At 39.9% G+C, this 18,670-nt stretch carries 12 protein-coding genes and 2 rRNA genes; 6 read left to right on the forward strand and 8 right to left on the reverse strand.

Features of this window, described 5'->3' with window-relative positions:
* Positions 1 to 41: 41 nt before the first annotated feature.
* Positions 42 to 530 (forward strand): hypothetical protein, encoded by a 489-nt coding sequence (locus tag GWI58_RS05130; protein ID WP_161768965.1) that lies wholly within the window; start codon positions 42 to 44, stop codon positions 528 to 530.
* An 84-nt stretch (positions 531 to 614) separates the two neighbouring features.
* Here GWI58_RS05130 and GWI58_RS05135 read toward each other — a convergent pair whose 3' ends face one another.
* Together GWI58_RS05135 and metH are read right to left on the reverse strand one after the other, a co-directional pair.
* Positions 615 to 1,193 (reverse strand): hypothetical protein, encoded by a 579-nt coding sequence (locus GWI58_RS05135; RefSeq protein ID WP_237611668.1) that lies wholly within the window; start codon positions 1,191 to 1,193, stop codon positions 615 to 617.
* Positions 1,194 to 1,326: 133 nt separating this feature from the next.
* Positions 1,327 to 4,998: a methionine synthase gene (gene metH / locus GWI58_RS05140; protein WP_094959376.1), complete on the reverse strand. Its 3,672-nt coding sequence runs from the start codon at positions 4,996 to 4,998 to the stop codon at positions 1,327 to 1,329.
* A gap of 263 nt (positions 4,999 to 5,261) precedes the next feature.
* On the opposite strand from metH, the gene iclR reads away from it, so the two are divergent.
* From iclR to GWI58_RS05155, 3 genes are all read left to right on the forward strand, one after another.
* Entirely contained in the window at positions 5,262 to 6,098 is an 837-nt protein-coding gene (iclR, locus tag GWI58_RS05145; protein ID WP_094959377.1) for a glyoxylate bypass operon transcriptional repressor IclR, read from the forward strand.
* A 305-nt stretch (positions 6,099 to 6,403) separates the two neighbouring features.
* Positions 6,404 to 8,260, forward strand: a complete 1,857-nt coding sequence (gene edd / locus GWI58_RS05150; RefSeq protein WP_094959378.1) for a phosphogluconate dehydratase — start codon at positions 6,404 to 6,406, stop codon at positions 8,258 to 8,260.
* A 78-nt stretch (positions 8,261 to 8,338) separates the two neighbouring features.
* The gene (locus tag GWI58_RS05155) at positions 8,339 to 8,980 is read left to right on the forward strand and encodes a bifunctional 4-hydroxy-2-oxoglutarate aldolase/2-dehydro-3-deoxy-phosphogluconate aldolase (RefSeq protein ID WP_004245923.1); all 642 of its coding nucleotides are present in this window, start codon (positions 8,339 to 8,341) and stop codon (positions 8,978 to 8,980) included.
* Positions 8,981 to 9,052: 72 nt separating this feature from the next.
* On the opposite strand, the gene aceK is transcribed toward GWI58_RS05155, so the two are convergent.
* From aceK to aceB, 3 genes are all read right to left on the reverse strand, one after another.
* Positions 9,053 to 10,771: a bifunctional isocitrate dehydrogenase kinase/phosphatase gene (gene aceK, locus GWI58_RS05160; protein WP_161768966.1), complete on the reverse strand. Its 1,719-nt coding sequence runs from the start codon at positions 10,769 to 10,771 to the stop codon at positions 9,053 to 9,055.
* Between the two features lie 71 nt (positions 10,772 to 10,842).
* Positions 10,843 to 12,150 (reverse strand): isocitrate lyase, encoded by a 1,308-nt coding sequence (gene aceA / locus GWI58_RS05165; RefSeq protein WP_004245925.1) that lies wholly within the window; start codon positions 12,148 to 12,150, stop codon positions 10,843 to 10,845.
* Positions 12,151 to 12,225: 75 nt separating this feature from the next.
* Entirely contained in the window at positions 12,226 to 13,818 is a 1,593-nt protein-coding gene (gene aceB, locus GWI58_RS05170; protein WP_161768967.1) for a malate synthase A, read from the reverse strand.
* Positions 13,819 to 14,159: 341 nt separating this feature from the next.
* On the opposite strand from aceB, the gene metA reads away from it, so the two are divergent.
* Complete coding sequence (gene metA, locus GWI58_RS05175) at positions 14,160 to 15,089, forward strand: homoserine O-acetyltransferase MetA (RefSeq protein ID WP_161768968.1); 930 nt, start codon at positions 14,160 to 14,162, stop codon at positions 15,087 to 15,089.
* A 56-nt stretch (positions 15,090 to 15,145) separates the two neighbouring features.
* Here the strand turns inward: metA and GWI58_RS05180 are convergent, their stop codons facing one another.
* Complete coding sequence (locus GWI58_RS05180; protein WP_004245929.1) at positions 15,146 to 16,249, reverse strand: glycerol dehydrogenase; 1,104 nt, start codon at positions 16,247 to 16,249, stop codon at positions 15,146 to 15,148.
* A gap of 359 nt (positions 16,250 to 16,608) precedes the next feature.
* Here GWI58_RS05180 and idi point away from each other — a divergent pair, with 359 nt between their 5' ends.
* A complete protein-coding gene (gene idi / locus GWI58_RS05185) occupies positions 16,609 to 17,154 on the forward strand; it encodes an isopentenyl-diphosphate Delta-isomerase (protein ID WP_004245930.1) in 546 nt (181 codons plus the stop codon).
* A 122-nt stretch (positions 17,155 to 17,276) separates the two neighbouring features.
* Here the strand turns inward: idi and rrf are convergent.
* Together rrf and GWI58_RS05195 are read right to left on the reverse strand one after the other, a co-directional pair.
* Positions 17,277 to 17,392 (reverse strand): 5S ribosomal RNA (gene rrf / locus GWI58_RS05190).
* A gap of 111 nt (positions 17,393 to 17,503) precedes the next feature.
* A 23S ribosomal RNA gene (locus tag GWI58_RS05195) occupies positions 17,504 to 18,670 on the reverse strand; the annotation flags it as partial.

An 18,670-nucleotide genomic window follows, 5' to 3' on the forward strand; every position in this document is an offset into this window, starting at 1 on the left:
AGAGTATTTTTAATTTATTTTATCATCTTTAAGAGGGAGTTATGTCTATAAAATTAAGCTATGATATTTGTAAAACTGTCCAATATATGCATGTGAACGTTATAAATAAGAGTAAAAAATTAAAAGAACTACGAAATGAAATAAAATCACTATATAATCTATCACAACCTTTTCAAAATTCATGTGTTAATACTCATACTTTTTATAAACCACAAAATAGCATCACAGCCTCAATAGCAAATATCAATAATAGAATTAATATCCATCAAAAAATAATTATAGGAATAGACTCAAAATTAAAAAATGAATATAATAAATCAGATTTTCTTTCATATCCTAATCAAGAAACTCTCAATTTTTTGTTCTATACTGAAGTTCTCCCCAACAGAATCGAAAGAGAATTAATAAAAAAAGAAAAAATCAATATTGATTGTATCAACAATATGATAAACATCCATAAAAAGAGTTTGTTTATCAGTTCAGAGAACAAAGAAAAAATAAACACATATAAAGAATTTTTAAAAAAATAAATATACCTTTCTAACAATATCCAACCCTATTACAGTATTAACGTAAGCGGATGCCTTTCGATAGAAAGATCCGCTTTTTATTTTTTAATAAACTCGATAACCACCATATTTTTTAGCAAATTGATTAAATTTACCAAAATCAATCAACGCGATTTCTAACGAGCGATAGGCAATATGAGACATTTTAGCCACTTGTTCCACAAATACATGGTTATCTTCAAGAAGCTTAGCTGTAAGTGCTGAAGCAATAATCTCACACTCTTTCGGTGTCACAATCCAACCATCATTTGTAGCAAACTTATAAATTGGAATACACCCTTCTTTTTCACTCTCTTTAGCTAACAATGCCTCTTCTTCTTGCATAGCTTGCTTAAATAGTGTGATTTCTTCTTCTAGGGGGGCTGGATGTGTAGGAATATGATGATAAATATAGTCACCAATTTCTTCCATGCGCGCCGGTGTCATTTCAGCCTTAAGCCAAATATTATCAAACATTTTTTCATCTAATAATGTATCTGTATCCAAATTCCCTGTTAATTGCATCAGATTTAAAAACGCATTAATGATAACTTCATTTAATGGGTAATTTCCTTTGGCTAAAGAAGGAAAAGGAACTTTAGTGCCAACTGTTGGGGTTTGCTGAAGATACAAAGTATAACTCATCATCATGTCCTTTTTTCTGATACAGGCTTACAGCTTATACATCTTTAATGGGAACTGCGAGAGAAAATAACAAGGGGATATGATTATCACCTTGTTATTTATTACATTATTACAATCTTCAGATACCGTTTAATTAAGGCTCATAACCTAAATTAGGGGCTAACCAACGCTCAACGTCACTCATACTCATACCACGACGTTTGGCGTAATCTTCCACCTGATCTTTTTGAATTTGAGCGACGGCAAAATATTTACTTTCAGGATGACTAAAATACCAACCCGATACCGAAGCCCCCGGCCACATCGCATAAGCATCAGTAAGCTTCATACCAATGCGATTTTCTACATTTAACAGTTGCCAAATTTTTGCTTTTTCTGTGTGCTCAGGACAAGCCGGATATCCCGGTGCAGGTCGTGTTCCTTGATATTTTTCTCTAATCAACTCGTCATTAGAGAGCGCTTCGTCAGGACTGTAACCCCAAATCTTGGTTCTCACTTGTTGATGCAAATATTCGGCAAAAGCTTCTGCAAGACGATCGGATAGCGCTTTTACCATAATTTTATTGTAATCATCATGAGCATTATCATACTCATTAGCGAGTGCATCTTCTTCTAGACCGCCGGTAACTGCAAAAGCACCAAAATAGTCAGCAAGACCACTATCCACAGGAGCAATAAAGTCTGCCAAGCAATAGTTAGGGTACTCTTTTTTTTCTGTTTGTTGGCGTAAATGACAACAACGTAATAGCTCATGCTGTCGCGTTTCATCTTGGTAAATAATAATGTCATCACCAAAGCGATTAGCAGGGAATAAACCAACGATACCTTTCGGCGTCAGTAATTTTTCACGACTGAGTTTATCCAACATGGCATTCGCATCTGCAAAAACGCGTCTCGCCTCTTCTCCGACAACCTCATCTTCTAATATACGTGGATATTTCCCCGCCAATGACCAAGTCATAAAGAAAGGCGTCCAGTCGATATACTCACGTAAAGTTTCAATATTGGCTGTAACTTGTTGTACCCCTAATTGGTTCGGCTTAGGTGGCGTATAGTGTTGCCAGTCAAGCTGTAATGCATTGGCACGAGCTGTCGCTAAGGAAACGGGAGGCGTACGCGGTTTTTTTCTCGCATACTGCTGACGTACCACTTCATATTCACGGCGTGTTTTAGCGACAAAATCAGCCTTTTGTGTGGCCGATAATAATGCAGCGACCACCCCGACCGTCCTTGACGCATTCTGCACATAAACTGTTGGGTGGCTGTAATTAGGTTCAATTTTTACTGCCGTGTGCGCTTTCGATGTTGTCGCACCACCAATCATTAAAGGAAGAGAAAAACCGCGTCTTTCCATCTCTTTAGCAACATTCACCATCTCATCCAGTGATGGGGTGATCAATCCAGACAATCCAATAATATCAACATTTTCGTCAATGGCTGTTTGCAAGATTTTATCGCAAGGTACCATGACCCCCAGATCGATAATTTCATAGTTATTACATTGCAACACCACTCCGACAATATTTTTGCCAATGTCGTGGACATCTCCCTTTACTGTCGCCAGTAACACTTTTCCTGCCGAGCTGCCTGCTTTTTTTGTCGCTTGAATATAAGGTTCAAGGTAAGCTACGGCCTGTTTCATCACCCGTGCCGATTTTACTACTTGTGGTAAAAACATTTTACCTTCACCAAACAGATCGCCCACTGTGTTCATGCCATTCATTAATGGCCCTTCTATCACTTCGATAGGACTCGAAGCTTGTTGGCGGCACGCTTCGGTATCTTCAATGATAAATTCGGTGATCCCTTTCACTAACGCGTACTCTAGGCGCTTTTCGACCTCCCATTGCCGCCATTGCGCAAGCGTAGAGTGCTGTTCCTCACTTTTAGTACCACGATAACGCTCTGCGAGTGCCAGTAAATTATCAGTACTCTCTGCATGGCGATTTAAAATAACATCCTCTACCGCATTACGTAGTTCATCCGGTAATGAGTCATAAATAGCGAGTTGCCCAGCATTGACAATCCCCATATCCATACCATTTTTTACAGCGTAATAGAGAAAAACGGAGTGGATCGCTTCCCGAACGGGATCATTGCCCCGAAAAGAGAATGACACATTAGAAACACCGCCAGAAATTAAAGCATAAGGCAGTTGAGATTTAATATCCGCACAAACTTCTATAAAATCAACCGCATAATTATTATGTTCAGCAATACCCGTTGCTACAGCAAAAATATTGGGATCAAAAATAATATCTTCTGGTGGAAATCCGGCTTTTTCAGTTAATAGATGATACGCACGCCGACAAATTTCTATTTTTCGCTCTCGAGTATCTGCTTGCCCTATTTCATCAAATGCCATCACAACAACTGCAGCACCATACTTACGAACTAATTTTGCATGCTCAATAAAAAGGGCTTCCCCTTCTTTCATCGAAATCGAATTGACTATTCCTTTACCCTGAATACATTTCAATCCTTCCTCAATGACTTGCCATTTTGACGAGTCAATCATAATTGGGACTTTGGCAATATCGGGCTCACCCGCAATAAGATTAAGAAAACGTGTCATTGCTTCTATCGCATCTAACATGCCTTCATCCATATTGATATCGATGATTTGAGCACCGTTTTCAACTTGCTGACGAGCAACATCAAGGGCTTCTTGGTAATTGCCTTCTTTTATTAAACGTTTAAATTTAGCCGAACCCGTCACATTCGTTCGTTCCCCCACATTGACGAACAGCGAATTATCATCAATGACCAAAGGCTCAAGACCTGAGAGTCGACAGGCTTTTTTAATGACAGGTAATGTTCTAGGTGCTATGCCATCAACCGCTTGAGCAATAGCCTGAATATGGGCAGGGGTTGTGCCACAACAACCACCGACAATATTAAGAAACCCAGCTTGCGCCCACTCCTTGATTTGTTCCGCCATCTCGCTGGCATCTAAATCATATCCGCCAAAGGCATTAGGTAAGCCAGCATTAGGGTGAGCACTGACATAAGTTTCTGATATTTGGGAGAGAGTTTGAATATATTGGCGTAATTCTTTTGGACCTAGCGCACAATTTAAACCAAATGATAACGCGTCGGCATGATGTAGTGAGTGATAAAAGGCTTCTGTGGTTTGCCCTGTTAATGTTCTACCTGACGCGTCAGTGATAGTCCCTGAGATCATCACCGGTAATTCAATATTAAGATTATCAAACTCACATTTAATCGCAAAAATAGCCGCTTTAGCATTTAGGGTGTCAAAAATGGTTTCCACCATAATTAAATCCACCCCTCCTTTAATGAGTCCGCAGATCGCCTCTCGATAAGCCATCACCAATGTATCAAATGAGATATTACGAAACGCGGGATCGTTAACATCCGGAGAAATGGATGCTGTTCTATTGGTTGGCCCTAATACCCCTGCAACATAACGTGGTTTATCTGGCGTTAATGCACTCCATTTATCAGCACAGGCTCTGGCAAGTTTAGCTGCCTCTTCATTCAATTCTGCACATAACCCTTCCATCTGATAATCAGCCATGGCAATAGAGGTTGCATTAAAGGTGTTTGTTTCGACGATATCTGCACCGGCTTCAAAATAAGCATTATGAATTTCAGTAATGATCTGCGGCTGCGTCAAGACTAAAAGGTCATTATTCCCTTTAACATCACATTGCCAATGGGCAAAACGTTCACCTCGGTAATCTTCTTCTGCCAGCTGATATTGCTGGATCATGGTTCCCATTGCGCCATCAAGGACTAAGATCCGTTTGGCTAATGCTTGCGTAAGCTGCTGAGTTATCATGGTCACATTGCTTCCTCTACCAAAGAATATTGTGTTGTTGTTATTTTCGTTATATAGCAAGTTCGTTGTTTTTTTATCCTATCATATCTCTTTGCAAAGATTCCTAAGAGGAATATGAGAGATTTTCACCTAACCATAACCCGATAACATCAATATTTGTTTTCATATGCTTTGTTTTGAAAAATATACAGATCAGAGGAGTTTTATTACGTTATATAGGTCATAATAGAGGATAATATGGACAGTATTTCTGGAGTGTAAGTATGACCGTCTCCCCTACCAATAAAAAAGCTCGTAAGCCAAAAACACCCGTAACTCAAAGTACTGCACAAGGTGGCCCCGTTCAGTCATTAAGCCGTGGCTTAACATTATTGGAATATATTTCCGAATCTCCAGGCGGTATTGCTTTAACTGATTTAGCTTTTCAAGCAGGACTACCCAATTCCACTACTCACCGCTTACTTACTACTTTGCAACAACATGGTTTTGTACGCCAAGTAGGTGATTTAGGTTTATGGGTAGTGGGCACTCATGCCTTTATTGTCGGTAGTAGCTTTCTGCAAACCCGTAACCTACTGGTTATGGTGCACCCTATATTGCGTCAATTAATGGAAGATTCTGGTGAAACCGTTAATTTGGCTATTCTTGATCAAGTTGAATTTGATGCGGTGATTGTCGACCAAGTACAATGTAATGCATTAATGAGAATGTCTGCCCCAATTGGCGGCAAGTTGCCAATGCATGCATCTGGTGCAGGTAAAGCATTTCTATCCACTTTACCGGAAAATAAGTTACTCCCCCTTTTACAGAAAAAAGGTCTGATGGCCTATACCCCTTATACCAAAACCTTACCTTCCGCATTAAAAGAGAATTTAGAACAAGCTCGTAAACAAGGTTTCTCTTTTGATGATGAAGAGCATGCATTAGGTTTGCGTTGTATTGGCGCTTGTATCTATGATGAACACCACCAGCCTTTTGCCGCTATTTCACTCTCTGGCCCCGTATCTAGAATGACAGATTCACGCATTACGGAATTAGGTGCACTGGTGATAAAAGCGGCTAAGCAGATCAGCCGTGAATATGGTGGTGTAAAAAGTTAACCCAGCTAGGCCTTTCTATTTATTTATGTACAAATTAGGAAGGCTTCTCCTTAAATAAAACGATTCAGCTTATGCAAAAATCGTTTTTTTTCATTTTTAGCCGTTAAATATTAAAAAACTGTTACTTATCATCTTAAAAAATTGATATCGATCACAGATGTTGTTTAAGCTTGATTTAAGAGTATTGCAACTGAGCTTGTTACCCGTAACAATGTTACCGGTAACAAGCTATTGCTAAGCGCTTATATTTTTTCTTATAGCAATAAGTAATGCCGTCACCCTGTGTGAATAAAGGAAGCACTATTATGAACCCGAAAAATCATGACCAGTTTCAGAACAACTTCGCCGCATTAAACGAAACCGTACAACAAGTGACTGAACGTATTGTTGCTCGCTCACAAATAACTCGTCGCGCTTATCTGAAAAAAATTGAAGCTGCTAAAAGCCAAACCGTACACCGTGCCCAGTTAGCTTGCGGTAATTTGGCTCATGGTTTTGCCGCCTGTCAAAGTGAAGATAAAAATTTACTTAAGAATATGGTTCATAATGATATCGCCATCATTACTGCGTATAACGATATGTTATCCGCTCATAAACCTTATGAAGATTATCCACAAAAAATTAAAGCGGCATTGCATACTGTTGGTGCTGTAGGTCAAGTCGCTGGTGGTGTGCCTGCGATGTGTGATGGTGTGACACAAGGGCAAGATGGAATGGAGCTATCACTGCTAAGTCGCGATGTTATTGCCATGTCTGCAGCTGTAGGGTTATCTCATAATATGTTTGATGGCGCCCTTTATTTAGGGATCTGCGATAAAATCGTTCCAGGGCTTACTATGGCAGCACTGTCATTCGGTCATCTGCCTGCAATTTTTGTCCCTGCAGGTCCAATGACCAGTGGTTTACCCAATAAAGAAAAGGTGCGTATTCGCCAACTGTATGCAGAAGGCAAGGTCGATCGTAATGCTTTATTAGAAGCAGAAGCAGCCTCTTACCATAGTATGGGAACTTGTACTTTTTATGGTACAGCAAACTCAAATCAAATGGTGATGGAAGCAATGGGCTTACATTTACCTGGCTCCTCTTTTGTTCACCCAGATACTCCATTACGTGAAGCATTAACAGAAGCGGCAGCAAAACAAATTGTACGCTTAACAGAAAACTCGGGGAATTATTTACCTATTGGTCAATTAGTTGACGAAAAGGTGATTGTTAACGGTATTATTGTGCTGTTAGCCACAGGTGGCTCAACAAATCTCACCATGCATTTAGTGGCAATGGCACGGGCGGCGGGCATTACGATTAATTGGGATGATTTTTCTCAATTATCACAAGTTGTGCCATTAATTGCTCGTATTTATCCTAATGGTCCGGCAGATATTAACCAATTCCAAGCGGCAGGTGGCCTTGCTCTTATTATTCGTGAATTACTGAAAAAAGGCTTAATTCATCGCGATGTCAATACGGTGGCAGGATTTGGTATTGAACGCTATACCTTAGAGCCTTGGCTAAATGAAGGTAAACTTGATTGGCGTGAAGGGGCAATACAATCTTTAGATAAAGATGTGATTGCCGATATCAATAAGCCATTCTCTTCACACGGCGGAACACAGGTGATGGAAGGTAATTTAGGTCGAGCAGTGATGAAAACGTCGGCGGTGCCTGATGAAAATAAAATTATTGAAGCACCTGCTGTTGTGTTTAATAGCCAACATGATATTGCCGCTAAATTTAGCGCCGGTGAATTGAATAAAGATTGTGTAGTCGTTGTGCGTTATCAAGGTCCCCAAGCCAATGGGATGCCAGAATTACATAAACTTATGCCTCCTTTAGGGGTATTGATGGATAAAGGCTATAAAGTGGCATTAGTCACAGATGGCCGTCTTTCTGGTGCATCAGGTAAAGTTCCTGCCGCTATTCATGTAACACCAGAGGCGGTAAACGGTGGACTATTAGCAAAAGTACAAGATGGTGACATTATTCGTGTTAATGGCAAAACAGGTGAATTAACACTCTTAGTTGATGAACAAACCTTAGAAGCTCGCCAAACCGAAATACCTGATCTCAGCGCAAACAATAGCGGTTGCGGTCGTGAGTTGTTCGTTAATTTACGTCGCCATTTATCAGGTGCTGAACAAGGTGCTTGCTGTATTGATTTTTAATACATAAAGTTTTCATTGCCTAATGAGGAGCAAGCCTATTTATTTGCTCTTCATTATTTCTGATTAGGAAAGATAAAGATGAATCATTGGAATACAAGTGCAGAGTCTGTACTAAAATCAGGGCCCGTTGTTCCTGTTATTGTTATTAATCATATTGAAGAAGCTGTACCTGTCGCAAAAGCGTTAGTCGCCGGTGGCGTAAAAGTTTTAGAAGTGACACTACGTACAGACTGCGCTATTGAAGCTATTCGTCGCATTGCTAAAGAAGTACCAGAAGCCATTGTTGGTGCAGGGACAGTGATCAACCCTCAACAATTAGCCCAAGTCACAGAAGCGGGTGCACAATTTGCCATTAGCCCAGGCTTAACCGATGCGCTATTAAAAGCTGCGGTAGCAGGCTCTATTCCTCTTATCCCTGGTATCTCGACTGTTTCTGAATTAATGCTCGGTATGAGTTACGGTTTAAATGAATTTAAGTTTTTCCCAGCAGAAGCTAATGGTGGCGTTAAAGCATTAAAAGCAATTGCAGGACCATTCTCACAAGTACGTTTCTGCCCAACCGGCGGTATTTCGCCTGAAAACTACCGTAACTACCTTGCACTGGAAAGTGTACTTTGTATCGGTGGCTCTTGGTTAGTTCCAAGTGATGCCGTGAAAGCAGGGGATTATCAACGTATTACTGAGCTAGCAAAAGAAGCTGTTGCTGGCGCTCAACATTAATTTAATGCTTTAATTATTACCCAATAAAGATAGATATATCATTCGATTATCTATCTTTATTACTCTGTTTTATTAACTGATATCATTATCAATAAAACGTTTACTTTGTGGATAGGCGTAAACATCTTCAATATACCCTTGTTTAATTCTTTGCTGCTGTTGTTGCCAGTATTCAGGTGAAAGAAGATCACGATGTTGAGCTTCAAAATAATGACATACTTGCTTATCACAACATAAAAAGTAACGAAACTCTTCAGGAAAAACATCATTTTCAGCAACGCTATACCAAGGCTCACTGGCAAGTTCATCTTCAGGATAGCGAGCGGGAGGAATAGCACGGAAATTCATATCTGTCATATAACTTATTTCATCATAATCATAAAAAATAACTCGATGATGACGTGTCACGCCAAAATTCTTAAATAACATATCACCAGGAAAAATATTTGCGGCAATCAACTCTTTAAGTGCTTGGCCATAATCTTCAACCACGGCTTTTAACTGTTTATCGTCACACTGCTCCATATAGATATTAAGTGGTGTCATACGGCGTTCCATATACAGATGGCTGATCAGTAACTTATCACCTAGATCTTCTAATTTATTGGGGATCTCCTGTTCTAAGATCGCCATTAAGTCGTTACTGATCCGCTTTTTATCAATAACAAAGTTCTCAAACTCTTGCGTATCCGCCATTCTCCCAACACGATCATGCTCTTTCACCAAGCGATAGCACTCTTTGACACGCTCTGCAGTCATTGTTTTTTGTGGCGCAAACCTATCTTTGATCACTTTAAACACTCTATCGTAAGTAGGCAGTGTGAAAACGAGCATCACCATTCCTTTTACCCCCGGAGCTTCAATAAATTGTTCCGATGAAAAATTCATAAAAGCAAGGTATTCACGGTAATATTCAGTTTTGCCATGTTTCTGACAACCAATCGACATATAGAGCTCTGCAATAGACTTTTCAGGGAGAATATCCCGTAACCATGTTACTAATGCCGCGGGAAATGGCGCATAGACCATAAAATAAGAACGAGCAAAGCCAAATACAATACTGGCTTCATCTATTGTCGTTAAACAGGTATCAATAACTAAGTGCTGTTCAATATTATGAATAGGTAATAACAGGGGAATAAATTGATTATTTATCGCTATCTTACCAATCATCCATGCCGCTTTATTACGGTAAAATAGCTCATTAGCAATGTGAAATACCGCATTTTGTAATTCCTCATGGCTAAATTGCGCATAGAGCGTTTGGCAAATAAATTGAATATCTCGCGATTTATTTTGCCACGGTAAACGCAAAGGTAGGCGCGATAAAATATCTTGCAATAATGCGGGTAAATCACTTTGTATAACAAACGTTCTTGATAAAGGGCGAGGGGCTTGCGCAAAACGATACGCAGGTTGTGATGAAAAAACGAATAAGTTTTTTTTATTAAGCTCTCGATGATGAAATAGACGACAATAGACTGAATTAAAAAAACTTTCAGCAATTTCAAAACGGGGATAGTTAGGTAATAATTGTGTGTATCGCTCTTTGACTTTTTGTAAGAAAACACTTTCTTTATCAATATCATGTCGGATACATCTAAGTTGTTCCACAACTAATCCAACATGATTATCGTATAAGCGGATGCGCTCTTTCATCGCCAATTGAATACCATGCCAATCTGCTTGCTCAAAACGATATTGAGCACCTGACGTTATCTCAAGAAAACGCCCATATTGTGCATCAAAGCCTTGTAAGATCGTTTGAGCGACTAAGTCTTCAGCTGTCATCAACTGACCTCATGAAAAAGAGGAGCATCCTGCTCCTGAATTATCACCACAAAAGTGCATCACAGTAAGGACTAGAATTGTTGCTCTTCAGTAGAGCCAGTTAATGCCGTAACAGATGACATACCACCTTGAATAATCGTCGTCACTTTATCAAAATAGCCGGTGCCCACTTCTTGTTGATGAGATGAGAAGGTGTAGCCTTTCGATAGTGCAGCAAATTCTTTTTCTTGTACCTTTTCAACATAGTGTTTCATACCTTCACCTTTAGCGTAATCATGCGCTAAATCGAACATATTGAACCACATACTATGAATACCCGCTAAAGTGATAAACTGGAATTTATACCCCATCGCAGAAAGCTCATCTTGGAAATGGGCGATCGTGCTATCGTCAAGATTCTTTTTCCAGTTAAAAGATGGAGAGCAGTTATACGCTAACATTTTACCGGGATATTTATCATGGATCGCTTCGGCAAATTTAGCCGCCATTTTCAGATCCGGCGTGGAAGTCTCACACCAGACCAAATCGGCATAAGGAGCATAAGCAAGCCCTCGACTAATGGCTTGATCAATTCCGGCATGAGTACAGAAAAAACCTTCAGCGGTACGCTCACCAGTTAAAAATGAACTATCGTAAGGATCGCAATCTGAAGTTAAGAGATCGGCCGCATCCGCATCAGTTCTGGCAACTAATAAGGTAGGAACATCCGAAACATCTGCCGCTAAACGTGCTGCCACCAGCTTTTGCACAGCCTCTTGCGTAGGTACTAAGACTTTTCCGCCCATATGACCGCATTTTTTCACTGCGGCTAACTGATCTTCAAAGTGAACGCCTGCTGCACCCGCCTCAATCATTGCTTTCATTAATTCAAATGCGTTAAGTACACCACCAAAACCCGCTTCTGCATCAGCAACAATAGGAAGGAAAAAATCAATATAATCTTTATGCTGAGGGCCGATACCATTTGACCACTGAATTTGATCAGCTCGTCTAAACGTATTATTAATACGCTGAACAACATTGGGTACAGAGTCCACCGGGTATAAAGATTGATCAGGGTACATACTGGCAGCAGTATTCGCATCAGCCGCCACTTGCCAACCAGATAGATAAATGGCTTCTAATCCCGCTTTAGCTTGCTGTAATGCTTGCCCTCCTGTTAAAGCACCTAATGCATTGACATATCCCTTCTTCGACTTACCATTTAATGATGACCAAAGCCGTTGCGCACCACGTCTTGCTAAGGTATGTTCAGGGTTAACGGAACCTCGTAATTTAATGACATCTTCTGCGCTATAAGGACGTTTGATCCCTTTCCAGCGAGGTTGTTCCCACTCTTTTTCTAATTGGGCAATCTGCTCTGATCTACTCATAGACATAAAATAACTCCTATAAATCTGGTAGTGATGATGTTTTATATTTGCAGTTTATAAATACGTTATGACGTATCTTTTTTAATTTAAAAGTTGATAACCCGGTAAAGTCAGAAAATCGACTAATTCATCTTGGGTAGTAATGTCATCCATTAAGGTCGCTGCTTCTTTAAAACGACCTTGCTCAAAGCGGGTATCACCCACTTCTTGGCGAATAACTTCCAGCTCTTCTTTCAACATGTTGCGAAAAAGCGCTTTTGTTACAATCTGTCCATCTGATAATGGTTTTTGATGACGGATCCATTGCCAAATAGAGGTTCGAGATATCTCCGCCGTGGCGGCATCTTCCATTAGCCCATAAATAGGCACACAACCATTACCTGAGATCCACGCTTCAATATATTGCACAGCAACGCGGATATTCGCTCTCATTCCTGTTGCTGTTCTTTCACCTTCACAAGGGGCCAATAACATTTCTGCGGTGATCTTTTCATTACGTTGTACATCAAGTTGGTTTGCTCGCTCTCCTAATACCGCATCAAACGCAGATAACACCGTTTCGGCTAATCCAGGGTGAGCTATCCAAGTACCATCATGGCCATTAGTTGCTTCAAGCTCTTTATCCTCAAATACCTTTTGTAAAATGACACCATTTTGCTCCGCAGAGCGACTGGGGATAAAAGCAGACATTCCTCCCATCGCAAATGCACCACGTTTATGACAAGTTTGAATAAGTAGTCGGGAATAAGCACTTAAGAAAGGTTGAGTCATAGTAATACCCTGTCTATCCGGTAACACACGATCAGGGTAATTCTTCAACGTTTTGATATAGCTAAAGGTATAATCCCAACGTCCACAATTAAGGCCCACAATATGCTCTTTCATATGGAATAAGATCTCTTCCATTTGAAATACCGCAGGTAAAGTTTCAATTAATACTGTGGCTTTAATAGTTCCGCTGGCTAAACCGAAGCGTTTTTCAGTGAAATGAAAAACATCACTCCACCATTTTGCCTCTTGCCAAGTTTGTAATTTAGGAATGTAAAAATAAGGCCCGCTGCCCTTTGCCTGTAATGCTTTATAGTTATGGTAAAAATATAAGGCAAAATCAAACAAGCACCCAGGAATAGGTTTTCCCTGCCATAGCACATGCTTCTCAGGCAAGTGTAATCCCCTGACTCGAGCAATTAACACCGCAGGCGATGCTTTTAGTTGATAGCACTTACCTTGTTCATTGGTGTAGGAAATTGTTCCTTTGACAGCATCACGTAAATTAATTTGGCCATCAATAACCTTATCCCATGTCGGGGCAAGTGAATCCTCAAAATCTGCCATAAATACTTTTACATTAGCATTTAATGCATTGATCACCATTTTACGATCTACGGGGCCTGTAATTTCGACCCGACGATCTTGCAAGTCTTTAGGAATTGGATTCACTTTCCATTCTGAGTTTATAATGGAATCTGATTCTGAAATAAAATCAGGAAGCATTCCATTATCCACTTTTTGTTTCCAAATTTCTCTTTCTGCTAATAAGGTGTCACGACGTTCTGAAAACTGACTGACCAAATCAGTCAAAAATGACTCAACATCATGATTTAATATCTCTTTTTCAGCTATTCCAAAAGGTTTTGTGAAGCTTAATGCTTCTGTAGTTAATGATTGTGACATTCTGCATTCCCCTAAAATCTTTTACACACCTGATTAAGATTAATGCAGTTTTTACAAAAATCAAAAATGAATTCCATTTTTATTTAAACATTTTTTAACAATGTGATTACACCAATGTTTTTTGGCTGAATAAAAATGGCTATTTCAAAAATAACTCGAGTGATCTTGGTTTGTTGAATGATTAAACAAACTAAGATCGTGCGAAGATCACATAAAGATCGGCTTATAACATTTACTTATATGAATATTCTTCATATACAGCATCTACACCTCGACTTTTAGATCTGAATTGGCTAAATTCAGGCTTCTAGATGTCTAGATGTTTTTTAGAGGTTATTGAGATGCCGATCAGAGTACCAGACGAACTACCCGCAGTGAGTTGTTTACGCAATGAGAATGTCTTTGTCATGACATCAAGTAGAGCGAGTATTCAAGATATTCGTCCTTTAAAAGTACTGTTACTCAATCTGATGCCCAAAAAAATAGAAACAGAAAATCAATTTCTACGGTTGCTCTCTAATAGTCCATTACAAATTGATATCCAATTATTGCGTATTGATTCTCGTGTTCCCAAAAATACACCTGTTGAGCATCTTGATACTTTTTATTGTGATTTTGCCCAAATTAAAAAACAGAATTTTGATGGCTTGATTGTAACGGGAGCACCATTAGGTTTAGTTGAATTTGAAGATGTGGCTTATTGGGAAGAAATAAAAGAAATCATTACATGGGCAAAAGAGCATGTTACTTCAACACTTTTTATTTGCTGGGCCGCTCAAGCAGGCCTAAATATTTTATATGACTTACCTAAATATACCTTAAAACAAAAAATTTCTGGGGTATATCGTCATACAACATGTGATCCTTTCGCGTTACTGACTCGTGGGTTTGATGAAACATTCTTTGCTCCTCATTCACGTTATGCTGGTTTTCCTGTTGAGTTTATTCAACAAAATACAGATTTAGAAATATTAGCAACATCAGAGCAAGCAGGGGCTTACCTATTCGCATCTAAAGATAAACGTGTTGTCTTTGCCACAGGTCACCCAGAATACGATCCCAATACATTAGCTGACGAATATCATCGTGATGTTAAAGCTGGATTAGCACCACAACTACCTGAAAATTATTTTCCCGATAATAATCCTAATAAAAAACCTCTTGTATCTTGGCGTAGTCATGGTCATTTACTCTTTGCAAATTGGCTAAATTATTATGTTTATCAAATTACACCATTTGATTTGGCACAGATGAACCCAACTTTAGATTAAAATAAAACCCCAAATTCAATTTATTTGGGGTTTGATATTTAAAAAAATACTTGAGATTATTTATAGCGATGCGCTAATGCATTCGCTGCAATCATTGCGTTGTAGACATCTTCTTCGGTCACTTTCATCGGCATATTGCCCATGGTATCACCTTCTGCACAAGCAATTTTCGCTACATTACGCCATTCACTTTCAATAAACTCTTTCATTCCCATATCTTCAAGCGTTAATGGCAATTCAGCCGCTTTGATAATACGAATAACTTCATCAATTTCTTCTTGTGGCGCATTTTCTAACACTAATTGTGTTAATAATCCAAATACCACTTTTTCACCATGTTGCACATGATGTAAGGAAGCAACTGCAGACATACCATTATTGACCGCATGAGCGGCTGCTAAACCACCTGCTTCAGCCCCCACACCACTTAAATAAATAGTCGCTTCAATAGTTTGCTCTAAAGCTTGTGTGGTAATTTTATGGCGCACAGCATCCATTGCTTTATCAATATTTTCACTCAATATTTCAAAACACAATTGTGCTAGACCTAAACCTGTACGTGATGGACGTTGATTAACTAAATTAAGTCCATCAGCTTGATAGCAAGCACGTGCTTCAAAATAAGTGGCTAAAGCATCACCGACACCTGCAGAGAAGAAGCGTTGTGGTGCAGAAGCAATAATCGCGGTATCCGCAATCACCATATCAGGGTTTTGAGGTAAGAATAAGTATTTATCAAATTCACCATTTTCTTTATAAAGAACAGAAAGTGCCGTACAAGGTGCATCTGTAGAAGCAATCGTTGGGAATAAAATAACAGGGAGGTGATGATAATAAGCAACCGCTTTAGATACGTCTAATGTTTTACCACCACCGATACCGATAATAACATTCGCTTTATTTTCAACAACAATCTTACCCAAGCGATCCACTTCAGCTTCTGTACATTCGTAATTAAATTTTTCAACGAAACCAGATAGCCCATTTTCTTTAATTGATGACAAAGCTTCTTTATTTACTTTTTCTAGGAAAAATTCATCGCTGATAATAAAAGCATTATCTCCGAAATCTTTCATATAATTACCAACAGAAGCAAGTAATTGACTACCAATAAAGAATTTTTTAGGGGATGTTACAGAGCGAGGTAATATAGAAGACATAACTAAATTCCTTTATTTAGATTTTGCTACAGTAAGTAGCAGAATTAACATTTATCTTACCCCTCATCAGAATTCGAATCTAGTAAACTCTGTAATAGATATTATCAATATATTCTATTTAGTTTAAAGAAAACAACATGTTAATAAAATAATAAATTTTATAGAATGGCAAGATAGCTTATCGTAAAGAAGATAATTTCCCTTAAAACTTCAATTAAACCTAGAAAACTAAACAACTATATTATGATGTTATCAGTAGCGTTACCCACTAATACCATTAAAGGAACAACACAATTAACCATTATTTGATATACATGCATGGTATATTCGCGTTATAACTCTCTTTTATTTTTACCAAGGTGATTTTTGTGAAAGACGCCGTGATCCTCGTTGATAAAAATGACAATGAGCTAGGAACCATGCCCAAGCTGGAGGCACATATTACTGGTGCCTTACATAGAGCCTTTTCATTATTTATTTTCAATTCTAAGCAACAAATGTTGATCCAGCAACGAGCACTGACTAAATATCACTCTGGTGGCCTATGGGCGAATACTTGTTGTAGCCATCCTTTACCCAATGAACCTCTATCACAAGCAATACATCGGCGTTTAAATGAAGAATTAGGTATGCAGTGTGATATGCAACCTATTGGTACGATTTTATATAATGAGAAAGTCACGGATGATCTTATTGAGCATGAGTTTGATCATCTTTTTTTAGGCTTTAGTGATAAAACACCACAGTGTCATCCCGATGAAGTTATGGATCATCGTTGGATTTCATTAAACGAGCTTTATCATGATGTAGAAAAACATCCTGAAAACTATAGTGCATGGTTCTGCCATATATTAATGGCTCTTGGTATAGAGCAGTTTACTCGATGGAGTAAAAATATTACTTAGTTGCTCTCTTATTGAAATTGATACTTAACTATAAAAAAGTGTTAGCATGACTCAAGGTAAAATACGATCTTCTAAACGCAAAAAAGCCAACCCAGTGGGTTGGCTTTCTCGTCTTATTTAATGCTTGGCAGTTCCCTACTCTCACATGGGGATACCCCACACTACCATCGGCGCTACGGCGTTTCACTTCTGAGTTCGGCATGGGATCAGGTGGGACCACCGCGCTATGGCCGCCAAGCAAATTCTTGTCTATTACTCGCTCCCTCCTTTCGGTGAGTCGCCAGTAATTTAATCTTGAACAAGCTGACTTTATCGTTTCGTCTCTCTGACAAAACACTTTCGGTGTTGTCAGGTTAAGCCTCACGGTTCATTAGTACTGGTTAGCTCAACGTATCGCTACGCTTACACACCCAGCCTATCAACGTCTTAGTCTTAAACGTTCCTTTAGGTCGCTTAAAGCGACAGGGAAGACTCATCTCGAGGCAAGTTTCCCGCTTAGATGCTTTCAGCGGTTATCTCTTCCGCACTTAGCTACCGGGCAATGCCATTGGCATGACAACCCGAACACCAGTGGTGCGTTCACTCCGGTCCTCTCGTACTAGGAGCAACCCCTCTCAATCTTCCAACGCCCACGGCAGATAGGGACCGAACTGTCTCACGACGTTCTAAACCCAGCTCGCGTACCACTTTAAATGGCGAACAGCCATACCCTTGGGACCTACTTCAGCCCCAGGATGTGATGAGCCGACATCGAGGTGCCAAACACCGCCGTCGATATGAACTCTTGGGCGGTATCAGCCTGTTATCCCCGGAGTACCTTTTATCCGTTGAGCGATGGCCCTTCCATTCAGAACCACCGGATCACTAAGACCTACTTTCGTACCTGCTCGAGCCGTCACTCTCGCAGTCAAGCTGGCTTATGCCTTTGCACTAACCGCATGATGTCCGACCATGCTTAGCCAACCTTCGTGCTCCTCCGTTACTCTTTAGGAGGAGACCGCCCCAGTCAAACTACCCACCAGACACGGTCCCCGACCCAGTTTATGGGCCTAGGTTAGAACATCAAACGTTAAAGGGTGGTATTTCAAGGTTGGCTCCATGCAGACTGGCGTCCACACTTCAAAGCCTCCCACCTATCCTACACATCAAGGCTCAATGTTCAGTGTCAAGCTATAGTAAAGGTTCACGGGGTCTTTCCGTCTTGCCGCGGGTACACTGCATCTTCACAGCGAGTTCAATTTCACTGAGTCTCGGGTGGAGACAGCCTGGCCATCATTACGCCATTCGTGCAGGTCGGAACTTACCCGACAAGGAATTTCGCTACCTTAGGACCGTTATAGTTACGGCCGCCGTTTACTGGGGCTTCGATCAGGAGCTTCGCCTTACGGCTAACCCCATCAATTAACCTTCCAGCACCGGGCAGGCGTCACACCGTATACGTCCACTTTCGTGTTTGCACAGTGCTGTGTTTTTAATAAACAGTTGCAGCCAGCTGGTATCTTCGACTGGCTTCAGC

The organism is Proteus sp. G2674 (assembly GCF_009915195.1).
Taxonomy (GTDB): Bacteria; Pseudomonadota; Gammaproteobacteria; order Enterobacterales; family Enterobacteriaceae; genus Proteus; species Proteus mirabilis.

Excerpts from the sequence above, each read along its gene's own strand:
- GWI58_RS05130 (WP_161768965.1), top strand. The coding sequence starts at position 42 with ATGTCTATAAAATTAAGCTATGATATTTGTAAAACTGTCCAATATATG.
- GWI58_RS05135 (WP_237611668.1), bottom strand. The coding sequence starts at position 1,193 with ATGAGTTATACTTTGTATCTTCAGCAAACCCCAACAGTTGGCACTAAA.
- metH (WP_094959376.1), bottom strand. The coding sequence starts at position 4,998 with ATGATAACTCAGCAGCTTACGCAAGCATTAGCCAAACGGATCTTAGTC.
- iclR (WP_094959377.1), top strand. The coding sequence starts at position 5,262 with ATGACCGTCTCCCCTACCAATAAAAAAGCTCGTAAGCCAAAAACACCC.
- edd (WP_094959378.1), top strand. The coding sequence starts at position 6,404 with ATGAACCCGAAAAATCATGACCAGTTTCAGAACAACTTCGCCGCATTA.
- GWI58_RS05155 (WP_004245923.1), top strand. The coding sequence starts at position 8,339 with ATGAATCATTGGAATACAAGTGCAGAGTCTGTACTAAAATCAGGGCCC.
- aceK (WP_161768966.1), bottom strand. The coding sequence starts at position 10,771 with ATGACAGCTGAAGACTTAGTCGCTCAAACGATCTTACAAGGCTTTGAT.
- aceA (WP_004245925.1), bottom strand. The coding sequence starts at position 12,150 with ATGTCTATGAGTAGATCAGAGCAGATTGCCCAATTAGAAAAAGAGTGG.
- aceB (WP_161768967.1), bottom strand. The coding sequence starts at position 13,818 with ATGTCACAATCATTAACTACAGAAGCATTAAGCTTCACAAAACCTTTT.
- metA (WP_161768968.1), top strand. The coding sequence starts at position 14,160 with ATGCCGATCAGAGTACCAGACGAACTACCCGCAGTGAGTTGTTTACGC.
- GWI58_RS05180 (WP_004245929.1), bottom strand. The coding sequence starts at position 16,249 with ATGTCTTCTATATTACCTCGCTCTGTAACATCCCCTAAAAAATTCTTT.